At 62.5% G+C, this 17,248-nt stretch carries 17 protein-coding genes and 1 pseudogene; 9 read left to right on the forward strand and 9 right to left on the reverse strand.

The features are described 5' to 3' along the window. Positions 1-5: 5 nt before the first annotated feature. Together RS897_RS30195 and RS897_RS30200 are read right to left on the reverse strand one after the other, a co-directional pair. Positions 6-1,886 carry an ABC-F family ATP-binding cassette domain-containing protein gene (locus RS897_RS30195; protein WP_315832352.1) on the reverse strand — a complete coding sequence of 627 codons (1,881 nt, stop codon included), beginning with the start codon at positions 1,884-1,886 and terminating at the stop codon, positions 6-8. 372 nt (positions 1,887-2,258) lie between these two features. Further along, positions 2,259-2,900 carry a TetR/AcrR family transcriptional regulator gene (locus RS897_RS30200; protein WP_315832353.1) on the reverse strand — a complete coding sequence of 214 codons (642 nt, stop codon included), beginning with the start codon at positions 2,898-2,900 and terminating at the stop codon, positions 2,259-2,261. A 419-nt stretch (positions 2,901-3,319) separates the two neighbouring features. On the opposite strand from RS897_RS30200, the gene RS897_RS30205 reads away from it, so the two are divergent. Both RS897_RS30205 and RS897_RS30210 read left to right on the forward strand, forming a co-directional pair. Next, complete coding sequence (locus RS897_RS30205) at positions 3,320-4,123, forward strand: SDR family NAD(P)-dependent oxidoreductase (protein WP_315832354.1); 804 nt, start codon at positions 3,320-3,322, stop codon at positions 4,121-4,123. A 100-nt stretch (positions 4,124-4,223) separates the two neighbouring features. Next, the gene (locus tag RS897_RS30210) at positions 4,224-5,345 is read left to right on the forward strand and encodes a DUF5938 domain-containing protein (protein ID WP_315832355.1); all 1,122 of its coding nucleotides are present in this window, start codon (positions 4,224-4,226) and stop codon (positions 5,343-5,345) included. A gap of 361 nt (positions 5,346-5,706) precedes the next feature. On the opposite strand, the gene RS897_RS30215 is transcribed toward RS897_RS30210, so the two are convergent. From RS897_RS30215 to RS897_RS30230, 4 genes and pseudogenes are all read right to left on the reverse strand, one after another. Next, positions 5,707-6,063: a hypothetical protein gene (locus RS897_RS30215; protein WP_315832356.1), complete on the reverse strand. Its 357-nt coding sequence runs from the start codon at positions 6,061-6,063 to the stop codon at positions 5,707-5,709. Between the two features lie 506 nt (positions 6,064-6,569). After that, a complete protein-coding gene (locus RS897_RS30220) occupies positions 6,570-6,755 on the reverse strand; it encodes a hypothetical protein (protein ID WP_315832357.1) in 186 nt (61 codons plus the stop codon). A 214-nt stretch (positions 6,756-6,969) separates the two neighbouring features. Beyond that, on the reverse strand, positions 6,970-7,230 hold the full coding sequence (locus tag RS897_RS30225) for a hypothetical protein (RefSeq protein WP_407654346.1): 261 nt from the start codon (positions 7,228-7,230) through the stop codon (positions 6,970-6,972). A 220-nt stretch (positions 7,231-7,450) separates the two neighbouring features. Continuing rightward, positions 7,451-7,717 (reverse strand): annotated as a pseudogene (locus tag RS897_RS30230) (sulfur globule protein precursor). A 423-nt stretch (positions 7,718-8,140) separates the two neighbouring features. On the opposite strand from RS897_RS30230, the gene ndk reads away from it, so the two are divergent. Next, positions 8,141-8,563 (forward strand): nucleoside-diphosphate kinase, encoded by a 423-nt coding sequence (ndk, locus tag RS897_RS30235; protein ID WP_315832358.1) that lies wholly within the window; start codon positions 8,141-8,143, stop codon positions 8,561-8,563. A gap of 112 nt (positions 8,564-8,675) precedes the next feature. Further along, positions 8,676-9,533 carry a YjbE family putative metal transport protein gene (locus RS897_RS30240; RefSeq protein WP_407654347.1) on the forward strand — a complete coding sequence of 286 codons (858 nt, stop codon included), beginning with the start codon at positions 8,676-8,678 and terminating at the stop codon, positions 9,531-9,533. A gap of 51 nt (positions 9,534-9,584) precedes the next feature. On the opposite strand, the gene RS897_RS30245 is transcribed toward RS897_RS30240, so the two are convergent. Continuing rightward, the gene (locus tag RS897_RS30245; RefSeq protein ID WP_315832359.1) at positions 9,585-10,514 is read right to left on the reverse strand and encodes an autotransporter outer membrane beta-barrel domain-containing protein; all 930 of its coding nucleotides are present in this window, start codon (positions 10,512-10,514) and stop codon (positions 9,585-9,587) included. Between the two features lie 64 nt (positions 10,515-10,578). Here RS897_RS30245 and RS897_RS30250 point away from each other — a divergent pair, with 64 nt between their 5' ends. Together RS897_RS30250 and RS897_RS30255 are read left to right on the forward strand one after the other, a co-directional pair. Further along, positions 10,579-10,782, forward strand: coding sequence for a hypothetical protein (locus tag RS897_RS30250; protein WP_315832360.1), 204 nt, complete (start codon positions 10,579-10,581; stop codon positions 10,780-10,782). A 368-nt stretch (positions 10,783-11,150) separates the two neighbouring features. Continuing rightward, positions 11,151-11,354: a cold-shock protein gene (locus RS897_RS30255; RefSeq protein WP_315832361.1), complete on the forward strand. Its 204-nt coding sequence runs from the start codon at positions 11,151-11,153 to the stop codon at positions 11,352-11,354. Between the two features lie 142 nt (positions 11,355-11,496). On the opposite strand, the gene purN is transcribed toward RS897_RS30255, so the two are convergent. Next, the gene (purN, locus tag RS897_RS30260) at positions 11,497-12,084 is read right to left on the reverse strand and encodes a phosphoribosylglycinamide formyltransferase (protein WP_315832362.1); all 588 of its coding nucleotides are present in this window, start codon (positions 12,082-12,084) and stop codon (positions 11,497-11,499) included. A 45-nt stretch (positions 12,085-12,129) separates the two neighbouring features. Beyond that, entirely contained in the window at positions 12,130-13,203 is a 1,074-nt protein-coding gene (gene purM, locus RS897_RS30265) for a phosphoribosylformylglycinamidine cyclo-ligase (RefSeq protein ID WP_315832363.1), read from the reverse strand. 162 nt (positions 13,204-13,365) lie between these two features. Here purM and RS897_RS30270 point away from each other — a divergent pair, with 162 nt between their 5' ends. The 3 genes from RS897_RS30270 (at position 13,366) to RS897_RS30280 (ending at position 17,247) form a co-directional block, all read left to right on the forward strand. Beyond that, complete coding sequence (locus tag RS897_RS30270; RefSeq protein WP_407654348.1) at positions 13,366-13,908, forward strand: CDP-alcohol phosphatidyltransferase family protein; 543 nt, start codon at positions 13,366-13,368, stop codon at positions 13,906-13,908. Between the two features lie 185 nt (positions 13,909-14,093). Further along, positions 14,094-14,777, forward strand: coding sequence for a P-loop NTPase family protein (locus RS897_RS30275; protein ID WP_315832364.1), 684 nt, complete (start codon positions 14,094-14,096; stop codon positions 14,775-14,777). 268 nt (positions 14,778-15,045) lie between these two features. Next, positions 15,046-17,247 carry an RNA degradosome polyphosphate kinase gene (locus RS897_RS30280; protein ID WP_315838793.1) on the forward strand — a complete coding sequence of 734 codons (2,202 nt, stop codon included), beginning with the start codon at positions 15,046-15,048 and terminating at the stop codon, positions 17,245-17,247. Position 17,248 lies beyond the last annotated feature (1 nt).

Consider the following 17,248-nt stretch of genomic DNA (forward strand, 5'->3'; position numbering starts at 1 on the left):
GCCGTTCAATTCGCCGCGTTCTCGTAATCTGAACTGACCTCCAGCCACGCCTCTTCAGCGCGCTGCAGCGCCGCTTCCGCGCCGGCGCGGGCCTTGCTGAGCTGGGCGGCTTTCGCCGGCTCCTTGCTGAAGATGTCGGGTAGCGCCAGCGCCGTATCGATCTTGGCGATGATGTCGCTGATGCGGGCCATCTCGGCTTCGGCCTCGGTGATCTTCTGCTTCAGCGGTGAGCGTTTTTCGGACTTCTTGCGCGCCGCCTCTTCGGTGCTGCCCTTAAGCTGCTCCTTGCCCCAGCGATCGCGGCCGGAGGTTCGCATGCCGCGTGCGGAGAGCACGGCGCGGCGATAGTCGTCGAGGTCGCCGTCATAGGCCGTGACCGCCTGGTCGGCGACCACCCACAACTGGTCGGCGCAGGCTTCGATCAGATAACGGTCGTGCGAGACCATGATGACGGCGCCGGGGAAATCGTTGATCGCCTCGGCCAGCGCCGCGCGGCTGTCGATATCCAGATGGTTGGTCGGCTCGTCCAGGATGATCATGTTCGGGCCGAAGAAGGTGGCCAGCCCGAGCAGCAGGCGGGCTTTCTCGCCGCCGGAGAGGCTGCTGACCTTGGTGTCGCCGGCCTTGCCGGAGAAGCCGATGGCGCCGACGCGGGCGCGCACCTTGGATTCAGGCGCATCGGGCAGCAGCCGGCGGACGTGCTCGTAGGGCGTGCCGTCCTCGTTCAGTTCGTCGAGCTGGTGCTGGGCGAAATAGGCGATCGACAGCTTGTCGGCCCGCACGATGCCGCCCGAGAACGGCTTGAGCTTGTTGGCCAGCAATTTGACCAGGGTCGATTTGCCGTTGCCGTTGGAGCCGAGCAACGCGATGCGATCGTCGCTGTCGATGCGCAAGGTCACGCGGTTGAGCACGGGCTTGCCGGGCTCGTAACCGACCGAGGCGTTGTCGACAGCGATGATCGGCGGCGACAGCAGTTTCTCGGGCGCGGGGAAGGTGATTTCCCGCACATCCTGCCGCACCAGTGCGTTGATCGGCTTCATTCGCTCCAGCATCTTGACGCGCGACTGTGCCTGGCGTGCCTTCGAGGCCTTGGCCTTGAAGCGGTCGACGAACGCCTGCAGGCGCTTGCGCTCGTCGTCCTGCCGCTTGACCTGCTTGGCGTCGAGCATCTCGCGGGTGGCGCGCTGTTCCTCGAACGAGGAATAAGCGCCGCGATAGAGCGTCAGCTTGCCGCGATCGAGATGCAGGATCTGATCGACCGATGTCTCCAGCAGGTCGCGGTCGTGGCTGATGATGATGACCGTGCGGGGATAGTTCGCAAGGTGATCCTCGAGCCAGAGCGTGCCTTCGAGGTCGAGATAGTTGGTCGGCTCGTCCAGCAGCAGCAGATCGGGCTCGGCGAACAGCGTCGAGGCCAGCGCCACGCGCATGCGCCAGCCGCCGGAAAATTCGGCGCAGGGCCGGGCCTGGTCCGCGGTGGAGAAGCCAAGGCCGCTGAGGATCGCGGCCGCGCGGGCAGGGGCGGAGTGGGCGTCGATGTCGACGAGACGGGTCTGGATCTCGGCGATCCGGTGCGGATCATGCGCGGTTTCGGCCTCGGTCAGCAGCGCGTCGCGTTCCACGTCGGCCTTGAGCACGACCTCGATCAGGCTTTCCGGTCCGTTCGGCGCCTCCTGCGCCAGGCTTCCGACCCGCCATCGTGGCGGCAGGGTGATGCTGCCGGTTTCCGTCGGCAATTCGCCGCGAATGGCCTTGAACAGGGTCGATTTGCCGGTGCCGTTGCGCCCGACCAGCCCGACCCGGGCCCCCGGCACGATCTGCGCGGTGCCATGGTCGATGAGAAGCCGCCCGGCGATCCGGACCGAGATGTCGTTGATGGAAAGCATGCGGGGTTGTCACCGCTGCGCTGCGGAAACGCAACTCGTTTTTCGATCCCGTCATGGGTTTGCGAAGGCGCGCATCGCGGCATCGTTGTGTTGTGGAACTGCGATATAGCAGTGCAATATCAATAAGTTAAATAAGAGTGGGGCAGCGCGTGCGCCGGCAGCAAAGAAATTCCGCCCAACGTTGCAACGAATGCCTGGATGGGTGAGGCGACAATGTCCTGAATTCTGATCGCGACACCGGGTCGATTGTTCGGGAACATGAGGCCGTCACCGTCGTGCGCCTGCGAGGCGCCGCACCGCGGATAGGGATCTCATCGCGCATTGTTTGCCCGCGCATCCGCGCGCGATGCGATCCCCGCGCACCACAAGGTGTCAGGCGACGAGTGGAAGCAGCCGGCGGACTTCACTGAGGAAGTCGCGAATGGCACCGCGATCATTCGACAGATGTTTGAGCAGATAGATCTGGAACAGGCCATCAAACAGGGCGTAGACCGCGCTCGGCGATAGCTTTGGCTGTTGTCCCTGAAAGTCGGCAAAGCGGGAGGCGACGCGCCACATCATGTCTTCCAGAGTCTTGTCGATGGTCTTGACGTCGTCCCGGAAGGCTTCCTCGAACAGAGCCTGGGACCGCAGATCATACCACAAGCGGTGCATCTGCGCTTCGACGCGCATGCCTTCTTCGAGCTTTTCAAGAAAGCCGTTCAGCAATTCGTCCCGGCTGCGCGAGGCGGCAATGACCTCATCGTAGCGGGTGACGCATTTGGCTTTGTAGTGCCGCACGCTGCAGCAGATCAAATCGATCTTGTCGGTGAAGTAATAGTGCAGGACGCCATGGGTGAAGACCGACTTCTGGGCGATTTCCCGAAGGCTGGTGCGCGCATAACCGAGCTCGGCGAGTGTTTCGAGCGCCGCTTCCGCCAGTTCGATGCGGCGGGCGCTGAATTTGTCGACTGGTATCCGCCGGCCTGCGGATGCATCTGCCCGCCGCTTTGCTGGGGCCGTCTGTCGTGCCATTCTCAATTCCTTGACCGCTCACAATCCGCGATGGCCATGAATTGTGATGCGGCACGCGCAATGCGATCTTTCATTATTTCAAATCACCTCTTTATCCGAGCGTCAAGCAATGCCTTGACGATTGTCCAGATTAAGCTTGACATGTGTCAAGATTTTATTGGACGATTGCCCAAAGAATAACCTGCTGCTTCGCGTTGTGATGCAGGCGGCGGGGATGGGTGGAAGGCCAGGGATATCGACATGTGCGAACAGGCAACGGCGCGCGCCCGCGCGCTGAACGCTGGGCCATGCCCGCGACGCTGGCCTTCGTGGCTCCGCAACGTCAGCCGCCTTTTTCATTCGACTGAGACCTCGTTTTCCAACGAGCAGTCGAAGCCGAGCCGCCACCAACATCAAAATTGCAAAGGGAGGACTGTATGATGAGCGACAAGAAACTGGCGGGCCGCAAGGCCCTTGTGACCGGCGGAGCCAACGGTATCGGCGCCGACGTCGCGCTGGCCCTGGCGGCCGCCGGCGCTGATGTGATGATCGGAGACATCCTCGTCGACAAGGGCAAGGACGTTGCAGGAAAAATCGCCAGGAGCGGGGTCAAGGGGGGCTTCGTCGCACTCGATGTGACTGATGATGCGCAATGGAGCAGGGCTACTGCTGCGACCGTCAGCGAACTCGGCGGCTTCGATATCCTGATCAACAATGCAGGCATCGAGATCGCTTCGCTGTTGATCAACGTCGAGACAGAAGACCTGCGCAAGATGTGCGACGTCAACATCATCGGCACCGCGCTCGGCATGAAGCATGCGTTCCGCGCCATGAGGCCAGAGGGGGCGGCAGGCAAGGGCGGCGCGGTGGTCAACATCGCCTCGGTTGCCGCCACCATCGCGTTCCCCGCGATCGCGGTTTATTCAGGCACCAAATCCGCGGTCGATCGGATGACACGGATCGGTGCGGTGGAAGCGGGCAAGCTCGGCTTCGGGGTCAGGGTCAATTGTATCTATCCGGGCCTGATCGCCAATGAGATGGGCGTGCGGCTTGCCAACGATATCGTGTCGTTCGGGCTCGCGCCCGACGTCAACGCGGCAGTCAGCGATGTGGTCGGACAGACGCCGCTGGGACGGCTTGCCGAGCATAGCGATGTCGCCGACGCGGTGATCTTCCTGTGTTCCCACGAGGCGCGTTTTATCACCGGCGTCGGCCTGCCGGTCGAAGGCGGCATGGGGACGTAAGGACACGCACGCACGTCATCGGTGCGGCCGGGATGGTCCGAACGGCCGGGCCCGGACTCGCGAAACCGTAAACTTTGCAACATTTGAGAGGATCTGACTGATGAGCGAGAAAAGACCGGTCGTCGTCTACGGCGTCTCTGGCTACACCGGGCGCCTGGTGTGCGAATATCTGCGTGAGTACAACATTCCCTTCATTGCCGCCGGCCGCGACAAGGCCAGGGTTCAGGCCGTCGTCGACAAGATTCCGGGAATCGAGACCGCGGATTATGAAGTGGTCGGGGTCGAGCACACTGTCGAGGCGCTGACCAAACTGTTCAAGGGCGCCAAGTCTGTCAGCAACATGGTCGGCCCCTTCATCAAATATGCCCCGGAGGTGGTCGAGGCCGCGCTGGCCGCCGGCTGTCATTACAGCGATACGACCGGTGAACAGGATTGGGTCATGCTGGCGCAAGAGCGCTGGGGTGCGAAGTTCGCCGAGAAGGGCCTGTTGCTGGCACCGAATATCGCCCAGATGTACACCACGGGCGAGATCGCCGCCAACATCTGCCTTGAAACGCCCGGCCTCGATACCCTCGACATCCAGGTGTTCTGGAAAGGATTTCCAACCTACGCCTCGACCCAGACGATTTTCACCATCCTCAAGGCGCAATGGTACTATCTCGAGCAGAACAAATACGTCGAATGGGACGTCACCGCCCGCGCCGACGTGGTGGTGCCCGGCCAGCATGAAACGGCCATCGCGGTTCCCTGGGGAGGCACCGCGCATCCGGTCTGGTTCAAGAACGATCCGCGGGTGTCGAACTGCCGGGTGCTCGGTGGTGTGCTTGCGCGCCCGGTGATGGAGGGGGTGGTCCAGACCACGCAGATGGTGAAGGAGAAGATCAAGCCCTTGCCGCCGGCCGAACAGGAGAGGGCGCTGGCCGAGATCGCCAGCTCCCTGCAGGCCAACATGCCGCCGCGTGAAAATCCCCGCATCAATACCTCGGTCGAATCCGTGCATGCGTCCGGTCCGCTCAGCCGCGCCCATTGCGTCATCCACGGCAATTGCAATTACAAGCAAACCGGCATGCTGCAGGCCTATGCTGCTTTCGCGTTGCTACAGACGCCGCCGAAGAAGGTTGGCTTTGCTTCGGGGTGCCAGGCCTTCGGTCATCGCGAACTGCTCGGCCAGCTCCGGAGCTTCGGTCTGGTGTCGAAACCGATTCTGACGGTGCACGATTGATACAAAACAGGTGGCGCGGCGCGGCCGCGTCACCCTCGTTTCGACGGTGCGAAGATGCGGCCTGTCGACAATCTCAACATTCGCCAAGCGCGCAATGAGATGTCGCAATTCCAGGGCTCGGTGCGCCCGTCCAATCCGCGAAGCCGCGCCATGCCATTATCATTGCATCGTCGGCCGCGGCTTGCGAATGGCTTGTTCGAATGAATTGGAGGGTCAGCCCCGGACTTGCACCGGAGATATGAAGCGTTGCATCGCCCCTGCGTGACTGTTCCGCCACCGACCCGTCGGGACTGCTAGCAGACCCTTGGACCAAAGCGTCCCGCCAATTTGCCGCAGCATAGCCGCCATTCTGACGCGGCCGTCAGTGGTGATGGTGGCCGCCACCATGATGACCACCACCATGGTGACCGCCGTGATGGTGATGGCCATGGTGATGATGGTGGTGGTGACCGAAGCCTCCGCCGCCAAAATAGAAGCCGGGCGCGCCGTAACCATAACCCGCTCCGCCGTCGTAGTAGCGGGGGCCCGTCTCATAGCAGGACCGGGCCCAGCGATGACCGTTCCACACCCGCTCGCACACCAGGCGAACCTGTCCGACCGGCAGCGCCGTTGACGCGGTCAAACCACCCGCTGCGGGCATGGCGTTGGCGTACGTGCCGAAAAGCGATCCGCCGACAAGAGTCACGGCAGCCACGGTGGAAAAAACCAAACGACGCATTCTTCTCTCCTCTCGGGCCAGAGGCCCACTGCGCCGACCCGGCGCTTGGTCATGACCGTGAGCAGAGCAGCAGACCTTTTTGTGGTGAGCAGGGCCTTTGTTTTGTGCCCAAATGCCGCAGCGCTGATGCAGCGACGGCGACAGTGCTTCATCCATCGTTCATCGACGCCGTTGTCGGCGCGTCGTTTGCGTTGGAGCCAATATTTTGGGGCGCATGTCGATGCAGCCGCGATGTCGCGTGATCACTGAGGTCGCCAACGATGAATGCGGCCATCGACCTGTGTTCGCGGCCCCGATGGCCGCGTCCGCGGTGGACGACGCGCATCGGTCTGTGTGCCGTGTCTGGATTGGCGGACGCGTGCGATTGCATCCACGCCTGTCACTGCATCACGGGCGCGCGTTGAGCGATCGGCAGCCGGTCACTCAATCGGAGCGTTTTATCTCGAAGGGTATTGTCCGGCGAACTTCACACCATGATACCTGCGGCGCTTCGCCGCGCCCAGGGATCAGCGGGAACGAAGCGCACCCTCGTTTTCCCGGCGCTGCATCTCGTCGAGAAGGTCCTGCAGGCGGGAAGGGACGGTCGAGGTCTCGGCGGCCAGGGTCTGTCGCAGGCGCTCGCCGATCCCCTTGCAGACCGCGACACTGGTCGCGCCGTCCATTAGGGTTCGATCGTCACTCCTGCTCGACATCACGGGCTCCCGTCTCGGTCCGGAATTCTGCTGCCAGATAGGCAATCAACTGCCGCGGAATTCGTTGCGCCCTCCCAATCATCACAGGCTCAATAAGTAAAGATTGAGTAAAAATATTGGGTCCGAAACCCGGAACCGACTGCCCCAAAACCCAAGGGCCCCGACTGCATGGCAGTCGAGGCCCTGGTTGCCGGCAATGGCCGCCGGTCTGGTCTTAGTAGGCGCAGACGTTCACGAGGCGAACCCGCGGCCCACGGCGAGTCTCGACCACGCGGCGCTGCACGCAGTCGTCGTTGTAGTAGCCGCCACCAACCACGAAGGCCGGGCCGCCGTAGAAGCCGTGATGGCCGAAGTGATGATGATGGAAGCCGCCCCAGCCGAAGCCCTTTGCCGAAGCAACTGATGGCGTCAGCGCCATCGCGCCGAGGGAAGCTGCAGCAACGAGTCCGAGGGTCAGTTTGCGAATCATGGTCATGGTCTCTCTCCTGTTCAGGGGTGCGCATCGTGCGGTTGTTGTGTCCCTGCCTTTGGGTCGCGGTGTCTTCGGAGCGCGTTCAGAGCGTCGCCGATTTATTGTGTTTCAGAAGTGTTTCATCGTGCGCGTTCATGTGTCGTCGTAAAATAATGCGACAAGAAAAACCCCGGCTGTAGAACAGCCGGGGCGAAGAGTTGGTAGATGAACGTCGCATTCAGATTCAGTAGCAGCGGTTCACTGTTCTCCAGCGCAGTCCCCAAGGTGTCGAGACCAGGCGCCTCACATAGCAGCCGCCGTCAAAGCCGCCGACATAGAAGCGGGGGCCGCCCTAGCCGTGATGCCAGCCGTGATGCCAGCCGTGATGCCAGCCGTGATGCCAGCCATGGTGCCAGCCGCCGTGCCAGCCATGCCAGGCCGATGCGGAGGTGGGGGTCAGGGCAGCGACATCTAGTGTCCCGAATTCGAAGTTCGCATCACGTGGCAGCACTTCCGGGCGAACTTCGAATTCGATCAGGACACTAGAAAGCTTTAGACTTTAGTGTGGCTTATGTTTCCGAAATTCCCCTCGAAGAGGCTGCCGCGACGCTGGAGGGGAATTTCGGAAACGCCACACTGCGCGGTAACCGCCACCAGAGCGAAAGCGAATTTGCGCAACATCATCATCTCCTCTTGATCAATCTGCCGGCACGGCCGGCCTTCAGCGTGAAGCCCCGTCGCGCATCTGTCGCACCGGCGGAAAAGCGGGTTCATGGCCAAAAAGCGAGGAATTTGAAGGTGAACGGATATTGGGCTGTAACGTTCAGCGCCGATTCATTTTCGGGAGGCCGCGATCGGGGAACGGCCTTGCCGTGGTGCTGTTGCACCGTTATAAGCGCCGGAAATTCCCCCGAAAACTCAGTCAGGAGTCACCATGGCGACCGAACGCACCTTCTCGATCATCAAGCCGGATGCAACCGCGCGTAATCTCACCGGCGCGGTGAATGCGCTGATCGAGAAAGCCGGTCTTCGGATCGTGGCGCAAAAGCGCATCCAGATGACCCGCGCCCAGGCCGAGACGTTCTATGCCGTGCACAGCGCGCGCCCGTTCTTCGGCGAACTGGTTGACTTCATGGTGTCCGGCCCGGTGGTCGTGCAGGTGCTGGAAGGCGACAATGCGATCGTCAAGTACCGTGACGTGATGGGCGCGACCGATCCCGCGAAGGCGGCCGACGGCACTATCCGCAAGGCGCACGCGAAGTCGATCGGCGAGAATACGGTTCACGGCTCCGACGCCGCGGAGACCGCTGCGATCGAAATCGCGCAGTTCTTCGCCGGCAACGAGATCGTCGGCTGATCGACACGCTGATAAACGCATCGCGGCATCGGGCTGGGGCCTTTGATGCCGCGATGACCACTTTGATCGTTGTTGGTAGCTTGCGTGGCTGCTCGCTGGGGAGAGCTCTGCCGTGGATTGGTTGACGCAGTTTCTGGATCCACTGTTCAGTGGACATCTGTCGGCGGATCTCGCCGCCGAGATGAGGCGGCCCGAGTTCTGGGTCGCCCTGACCAAGATCATCTGGATCAACGTTCTGCTCTCGGGCGACAACGCCCTGGTGATCGCGTTGGCGTGTCGCGGCCTCGAACCGCGCCAGCGCTTCTGGGGCATGATCCTCGGCGCCGGTGTCGCGGTGTTCCTGCGCATCATCTTTACCGGCATCGTTGCGACGCTGATGTCGCTGCCGTACCTCAAGCTGGTCGGCGGCCTTGCGCTGATCGTGATCGCGGCCAAGCTGCTGGTCCCCGAGAACGAGGAAGAAGAGGTCAAGTCGGCCTCGAATCTGTGGGCTGCGGTGCAGATTGTCGCCATCGCCGACATCATCATGAGCCTCGACAACGTGATTGCGGTCGCGGCGGCCGCCAACGGCAGCGTTTTGCTGCTGATCCTGGGTCTGCTGATCAGCATTCCGATGATCGTCGCCGGTGCGGCGTTGATCATGGCGCTGCTGGATCGTCTGCCGATCCTGGTCTGGCTCGGAGCGGCGCTGCTCGGTTGGGTCGCGGGTGACGTGATTTCGACCGATCCCGCGGTGCATCCGATCCTGCACGGGCTGCTGGACGGTCAGATCGCCCTCAACATCGATGCGGTGTCCACGACCTTCGGCACGGCGAAAGCGATGAAGTTCGGCGAGCCGCTGGCCGAATTCACCTGCGCCCTGCTGTGCGCCGTCATCGTCCTGGTCTGGGGCGGCTTGTGGCGGCGCAAGCGCCTGCGGTCCTATCAGGACCATGCGCTGGCGTCGGTCAGCTCGGGCGACGCGGTTTAATCGCGGCCGTCAGGGGAGTGCTCGTTCCCCTGACGCCCTCTCAGTGACGCGTCACCACTTCACTTCCACCCCGATCGTGCCCTGGTGGCTGACGAGGTTGGAGCGGAACTTGCCGTCGTAATTGGCATAGACGCGCAGGGCGTTGGTGAGGCCGTAAGAGATGCCGGCTCCGGCATCGGCGCCCGTGGTGCTCTCGCGAATGCCCTGGACGGCGACGGTCACGCCCTGGGCGCTGACCGAGACCGGGCTGATGTTCTGCACCACATTGTCCACGAACTTGCCATAGCCCGAGACGTCGAGGACGTGGCGATCCAAAATCCAGTAGTGGCCGACCTCCGCGCCGATCAGCACCCGGGTTCGTTCCGCGGTGGCCTTCGCGGCGGTGACGGGAATGAAGCCGCCGACCTCCGCGAACGGATCGCTTTCGGCGCGCACATACTCGACGCCGAGTTTCGGTACGATGCGGCCCTGGCCCAGCGCCCAATAGTAGCTGAGCTCGCCGAGTGCGCCGTCGATCCGCCCGTGATAGTTCGAGAAGGCGGTGCCTATGAGGGTGCCGCGCTGGGAGCTGATATTGCCCCAGCCGTGAACCATCGCGCCGGCCAGCGTCCACGGCCCGGTGGTGTAGGACGCATTGAAGCCGAGTTGGGTCAGGCCGAGCTTGGCACTCTGCAGCGCCACCGGCATGTCGATCCTGGTGTCGCTCTGGTCGACCCACGCGCCGACATTGAAGCCCGGCAGCACAGTTGCACCGATGCCCGCCACGCCGCCATACGTCCTGCGGCGATCCCCAGTGAAGCTGCCTTGCGCATCGGTGCGGGCCGAGATGCCGTAGAACTCCGCCCAGCTTCTAAAGGTCTGCGCGGGGGCCGCGCTCTCGGATGCGCCACCGCCGCCCGGGTTGTTGCCGAGCGCGGCGTTGTATCCCCAGGTCGCCTGGTTGCCGAGCCGGCGCAGGAAATTGCTGCCGAGATCGAACATCGCCTGGTCGGACGAAAATTGCCCATTGTTGTCGCTTGCGCCAGGGCCGGGAGGAGGCGGTGGTATGACCACTGGCGGCGCGGTGCACGCGGTGCAGGAGGCGGCATTGGCCGGCGGTGCGATGGCCAACATCACCACTGCGCAGAGTGCACTGCTGCAGGAGCCGACCGTCCATATGGCGCGCCTGGTGCCCGCGTATCTCGGCAAAAACGACATGATCAATGCTTCCGGGCGCTCAAATAAAACCGCGCCACCGGATTTGGGCTGAATTGCGAGCTGGGGTCAACGCTTCCGCACCGCACCATCGGCGGGATTGCGGACGTTGTTGTTGCGATGCCACACACAGGGTTATGCGGATTTGGCGGTCATGGGCGAGGTCAGCGCGAAGCGGCATGCCGCGTTTGCAGCCGCGAGACGACGCCGACGCTGCGGTATGGCGTTACGCCCTGCAGTCCCGCGGCTCTTGCTAACACCGGATTTTCATGTTGGGATTGTTGCGCAATCGGATTTAGGCCGTTCGACTGTGCGTTTTGAGATCGAAGATATCGTCTTATACACACTCCTCGAGCCCGTTTGTGACGTGGCGCGCGTGAAGCGCGACCTCGTCTTTTTTTATGTCTAGAGCAGGAGACAGACGTGGCAAAAGGCACCGTCAAATGGTTCAACCCGACCAAGGGTTATGGCTTCATCAAACCGGCCGTCGGCGACAAGGATGTGTTCGTTCACATCTCCGCTGTCGAGCGGGCAGGGCTCAGCACGCTGAATGAAAATCAGGTCGTCGAATATGACCTCGTGGAGAACCGCGGGAAGGCCTCGGCGGAAAATCTGAAGGTCAACTGATCAAAATCGAACTGAAGTCATAACTCCCCCGGTCACCCCCGGGGAATTCTTTTTGTGCGCGATGTCTGCGCGATGAGATGTTTTGCGCGGATCGGTTTCGCGCCGATTGAATTGCGCCTGCTCCGTCAAGACACAGCAGGTGTCAGGATTTGGCGAGGGACTTCAGAACCTCAACAAAGAACGCCGGCTCGGCTTGCGTGATACGCTGCTGCAGGTCGTCGACGGTGTCGCCCGGCAACACGGGCACTTCGCGCTGCGCGATGATGGCGCCGTGATCGTATTCTTCGTCGACAAAATGAATGGTCGCTCCGCTCACGGTTTCGCCGGCGGCGATCACCGCTTCGTGCACGTTGCGGCCGTACATGCCCTGGCCGCCGAACTTCGGCAGCAGCGCGGGATGAATGTTGATGATGCGGCCACGATAGGCCTCGAGGGTGGCCGGGCCAAGTTTGCGCAGGTAACCCGACATCACCACCCATTCGGCGCCGCCGTCTTTCAGCGCACGCGCGATCGCTGTGTCTGCGGCCTGCTCGCTGCCTGCGGTCCTGGCGCTGATGTGGCGAAACGGGATGGCTTGTTGTTTGGCGAATTGCAGTGCGGGGGCGTCGCCATTGTTGCCGATCACGATGCGCGCGCGGCCATCGAGTTCGCCGCTGGCGATGGCGGCGACGATTGCCCGCATGCTGGAGCCGCCATGGGAGGCGAGAAAGCCGAGGTTGAGCGTGCTCATGGGTGCATGCCGTAACGGGCCGCGCCGTGCGGATCGGTCATGGCCTCACGCATCGAGGTCGAGATGACCATGGTAAAGCACCCGCTCATCGCCTGAGGCCGGGGCCACTTCGCCGAGGTGGACCACGTCTTCACCGCTTTGCGCGAACACATCCATCACCTCCGCCACGGCGTCGGGCTTGACGATGACCACCATGCCGATGCCGCAATTGAAGGTGCGCAGCAGCTCGAGCTCGTCGATGCCGCCTTGTTGCGCCAGCCATTTGAACACCGGCAGCACCGGCACCGCAGCGAGATCGATGCGGACGCCGAGCCCCTTGGGCAGCACGCGCGGAATGTTGTCGGTGAAGCCGCCGCCGGTGATGTGGGCCAGGCCCTTGACCGCACCGGTCTCGCGGATCGCCCGCAGACAGGACTTCACATAAAGCCTGGTCGGGGCGAGTAGCGCGGCGCCAAGGGTCATGACCGGGGAAAATGGCGCTTGCGATTGCAGGCTGAGGCCCGAGCGCTCGACGATCTTGCGGACCAGCGAAAAGCCGTTGGAATGCACGCCGGAGGAGGCGAGGCCGATCACCGCGTCGCCGACGGCGATGTCGGGACTGGGCAGCAGCGTGCCGCGCTCGGCGGCCCCAACCGCGAACCCGGCCAGATCGTAATCGCCGTCCTTGTAAAGACCGGGCATTTCCGCGGTCTCGCCCCCGATCAGGGCGCAGCCGGATTCCCGGCAGCCCTGCGCGACGCCCGAAATGATGGCGGCAGTGGCATCTGGATCGAGTTTGCCGCAGGCAAAATAATCCAGGAAAAACAATGGTTCAGCGCCCTGGACCACCAGGTCGTTGACCGACATCGCGACCAGGTCGATGCCGATGCCGCTGTGCAGGCCGGTGTCGATGGCGATTTTCACCTTGGTGCCGACGCCGTCGGTGGCCGCGACCAGCACCGGATCCTTGAAACCGGCCGCTTTCAGGTCGAACAGGCCACCGAATCCGCCGATCTCGGCATCCGCGCCGGCCCGGGCGGTGGCACGGACCAGCGGCTTGATCATATCGACCAGCCGGTTCCCAGCGTCGATATCGACGCCAGCGTCCGCATAAGTGAGGCTGTCTTTTCGTTCGGTCATGGCGTCCAGGCCGCTTTTCTGAGAGTTAGGTGGTGGTTACGTAAGATTTGGTCCAGGCGCAATGCTTGGCCCTGGGAGCGCGAATTTCCCGTGTTGACAACGGGGCGCCCGGAACCGATCAAGATGACAATGCCTGCAAATCAGGCTCGTCCGGGAAACAGCGTGCTTCCAAATATCATCACCCTGGGCCGCATTCTGCTGGTGCCGGTCATCGTATGGGCGATTGCGTCCAATCAGATGACGATCGCGTTTGCCTTGTTCGTAACGGCGGGCCTCAGCGACGCCGTCGACGGCTTCCTGGCCAAGCGCTTCAACATGACCAGCGAAATCGGCGCTTTGCTCGATCCGCTCGCCGACAAGGCGCTGCTGGTCTCGATTTATGTCGCGCTGGGGGTCTGGGGGGCGATTCCACGGTGGATTGTCATTCTGGTGGTGTCGCGCGATATCATGATCGTCGGTGCCGTGATTGTGTCATGGTTGCTCGGCAAGCCCGTCGCCATGAAGCCGCTGATGGTGTCGAAGCTCAATACGGTAGCCCAGGTCGCCTTTGCCGCATTGATCCTGGCTGCGCTGGGATTTGATTTTGCACCAAAACCGTTCGACGTCATCCTGATGGGGGCGGTGACGATCTTGACGCTGCTGTCGGTGTCTTTCTATCTCGTGGACTGGGTGCAGCACATGAGCGAGATCGAGCCGAGCCGCTGACACGCGTGTGGCGTTTCCGAAATTCCCCTCCACATTCGCGGCGACTTCTTCGAGGGGAATTTCGGAAACATAGGCCACACACGAATCTAAAATTATCTAGTGTCCTGATCGAATTCGAAGTTCGCTCAGGGGGAGCTGCTAAGTGATGCGAACTTCGAATTCGGGACACTAGGGGAGTCATTTGCGTGGCAGGCCGTGTCGTTCGCCCTCGTCAGCTTGCGTTTGCCCTGTCGCACACGGAAAGTCTCACGCGCGATAATTTCCTTGAAGGTCCGAGCAACGAGACGGCGCTGGCGCTGATCGATAGCTGGCCCGACTGGCCGAACCGGATCATGCTGCTGAGCGGTCCGGAAGGATCGGGGAAAAGCCACCTTGCCACGATCTGGGCCGAGCAGGCCGGCGCGCGGGCCATCAGCGCCCATTCCCTGATCGACACCATGGTGCCGGACACCCTCGTCACCGGTGCGCTGGTGATCGAGGACCTCATCCCCGGCACGTTCGACGAACGTGCGCTGTTCCACCTGATGAACATGGCCCGGGAAGACGAAGCCTATGTCCTGATCACGGCGCGCGTGGCGCCGGCGTCCTTCGCGATTCCTCTCCGCGATCTGAACTCGCGGCTGCGGGCGGTTCCCGTGGTCACCGTTGCGGCGCCCGACGACCAGCTGTTCCGGGCGTTGATCGTCAAGCTCTGCAGCGACCGCCAGATGACGGTGGACGAATCCCTGGTGAGTTACCTCGCGACCCGCATCGAGCGCTCGGTCGCGGCGGCGCGGCGGGTGGTCGCAGAGCTGGACGCCGAGTCGCTGCGTTTGCGCCGGCCGGTGACGCGCGCTTTGGCGGTCGAGGTGCTGCGGGACAGCGCCTAGAGCTTCCGTTCCGATAGAATCGGAACGGAAGCTCTAGATTCTTGTTTGACGCGTTTTCTTGACGCGAACCGGTATCCACTTCGCTGGAAAACGCTCTAACGCCGTATCCGGCAAGCTGGGGCGAAGCGGGCGGGTCCGGACGGGCCCGCGCTTGACGGCGTGCCGCCATAGCCCATCATGTCATCGAAACGTCATGTGGTTCGCACATGCTCCCCGCGAACCCCCGCAGGGCGGCAAAGTCGCCATTATCGAGATCGGCTCATTTCTCATGGATTCCGCGCAAGCTGTTGTTTTAAAAGAAAAACCTGAGGCGGAAGAAGCGGTCTCTTCGATCGTCGGCAGCCCCGAGCGATTCATCAACCGCGAGCTCTCGTGGCTGCATTTCAACCGCCGTGTCCTTGAAGAAGCGGTCAATCCGGGACATCCGGTGCTGGAGCGGGTCCGCTTCCTGTCGATTTCGGCGAATAACCTTGACGAGTTCTTCATGGTCCGCGTCGCCGGCATCAAGGCGCAGATCCGCGAAGGCATCACCGAGCGCAGCCCCGACGGCCTGACCCCGACCGAACAACTCGCCCGGGTCAACGAAACCGTCTCCAAGCTCGCCTCGGACCAGCAGGCGATCTGGCGCGATCTCCGCGTCATCCTGGCCGATGTCGGCATTCACCTGATCGACGGCAAGGAGCTCACCAAGTCGGAGCGGACCTGGATCGAAGATCATTTCCTGCACAACATCTTTCCGCTGCTGACGCCGCTGGCGATCGATCCCGCGCATCCGTTCCCGTTCATTCCCAGCCTCGGCTTCTCGATCGCGCTGCATCTGGTGCGCACGGCCGACGGCAAGGCCATGAATGCGCTGATCCGCATGCCCGGCAAGATCGACCGCTTCATCAGGCTGCCGGCTGGCAAGGACGGCGCGATCCGCCTGATGTCGCTGGAGCAGGCGACCAGCCTGTTCATCGGCCGGCTGTTCCCCGGCTACACCGTCAAGGGGCAGGGCGCTTTCCGCCTCATTCGCGACTCCGAAATCGAAATCGAGGAAGAAGCGGAAGATCTGGTGCGGGTGTTCGAGACGGCCTTGAAACGCCGTCGCCGCGGGTCGGTGATCCGGCTCGAACTCGAAGCCAGCATGCCCGAGGAGTTGCGCGGCTTCGTCCAGCGCGCGCTGGCGACGGCCGAGGGTGAACTGTTCGTGGTCGAGGGTGCGCTGGCGATGAACGAGCTGTCGCAACTGACACGGCTCGACCGGCCCGATCTCGAGTTCACGCCCTACGTTCCGCGCCACCCCGAACGGGTGCGTGACCATGGCGGCGATATTTTCGCCGCGATCCGGCAGAAGGACCTGGTGGTCCATCACCCCTACGAGTCGTTCGACGTGGTGGTGCAGTTCCTGCAGCAGGCCGCGCGCGATCCGGACGTGGTCGCGATCAAGCAGACGCTCTATCGCACCTCCAGCAACTCGCCGATCGTGAAAACGCTGGTGGAGGCGGCCGAGGCCGGCAAGTCGGTCACCGCGCTGATCGAGCTGAAGGCGCGGTTCGATGAGGAAGCCAACATCCGCTGGGCGCGCGACCTGGAACGCGCCGGCGTGCAGGTGGTCTACGGCTTCATCGAGTTGAAGACCCACGCCAAGCTGTCGCTGGTGGTGCGCCGTGAAGGCGGTTCGCTGACGAGCTATGTGCATGTCGGCACCGGCAACTATCATCCGGTGACCGCGCGCATCTATACCGATTTGTCGTATTTCACGTCCGATCCGGTGATCGCCCGCGACGGTGCGCGCGTGTTCAACTACATCACCGGTTACGCCGAGCCGATCGATATCGAAAAGATGGCGGTGTCGCCGCTGACGCTGCGCAAGCGCATCCTGCAGCACATTTCCGACGAGATCACCCACGCCCGCCACGGCAAGCCGGCGGCGATCTGGATGAAGATGAATTCGCTGGTCGATCCCGACATCATCGATGCGCTTTATGAAGCGTCGCAGGCCGGCGTCTCGGTCGATCTGGTGGTGCGCGGAATCTGCTGCCTGCGCCCCGGCGTTGCCGGATTGTCGGAGAATATCCGCGTCAAATCCATCATCGGACGTTTCCTGGAACACGGCCGAATCTATTGTTTCGGCATGGGCCACGGCCTGCCGTCGCCGAAGGCAATTGTGTATATCTCGTCCGCCGACATGATGCCGCGCAATCTCGACCGCCGTGTCGAAGTGTTGTGCCCGTTGCAAAATCCAACGGTGCATCAACAGGTTCTGGAGCAGATCATGGTGGCGAACCTGAAGGACAATGAGCAGAGCTGGCAATTGTTGCCCGACGGATCGTCAACGCGTATGAAGGCCGCGAAAGGCGAGGAGCCTTTCAATGTGCATAATTATTTCATGACGAATCCGAGTCTGTCAGGCCGTGGAAAGTCCCTCAAAGAATCTTCGCCACGCCGCCTCACGCGCCGCTCGGAGCGCCAGTCACAGCCGTCGTAAG

The sequence above is a fragment of the Bradyrhizobium prioriisuperbiae genome (assembly GCF_032397745.1).
GTDB lineage: Bacteria > Pseudomonadota > Alphaproteobacteria > Rhizobiales > Xanthobacteraceae > Bradyrhizobium_A > Bradyrhizobium_A prioriisuperbiae.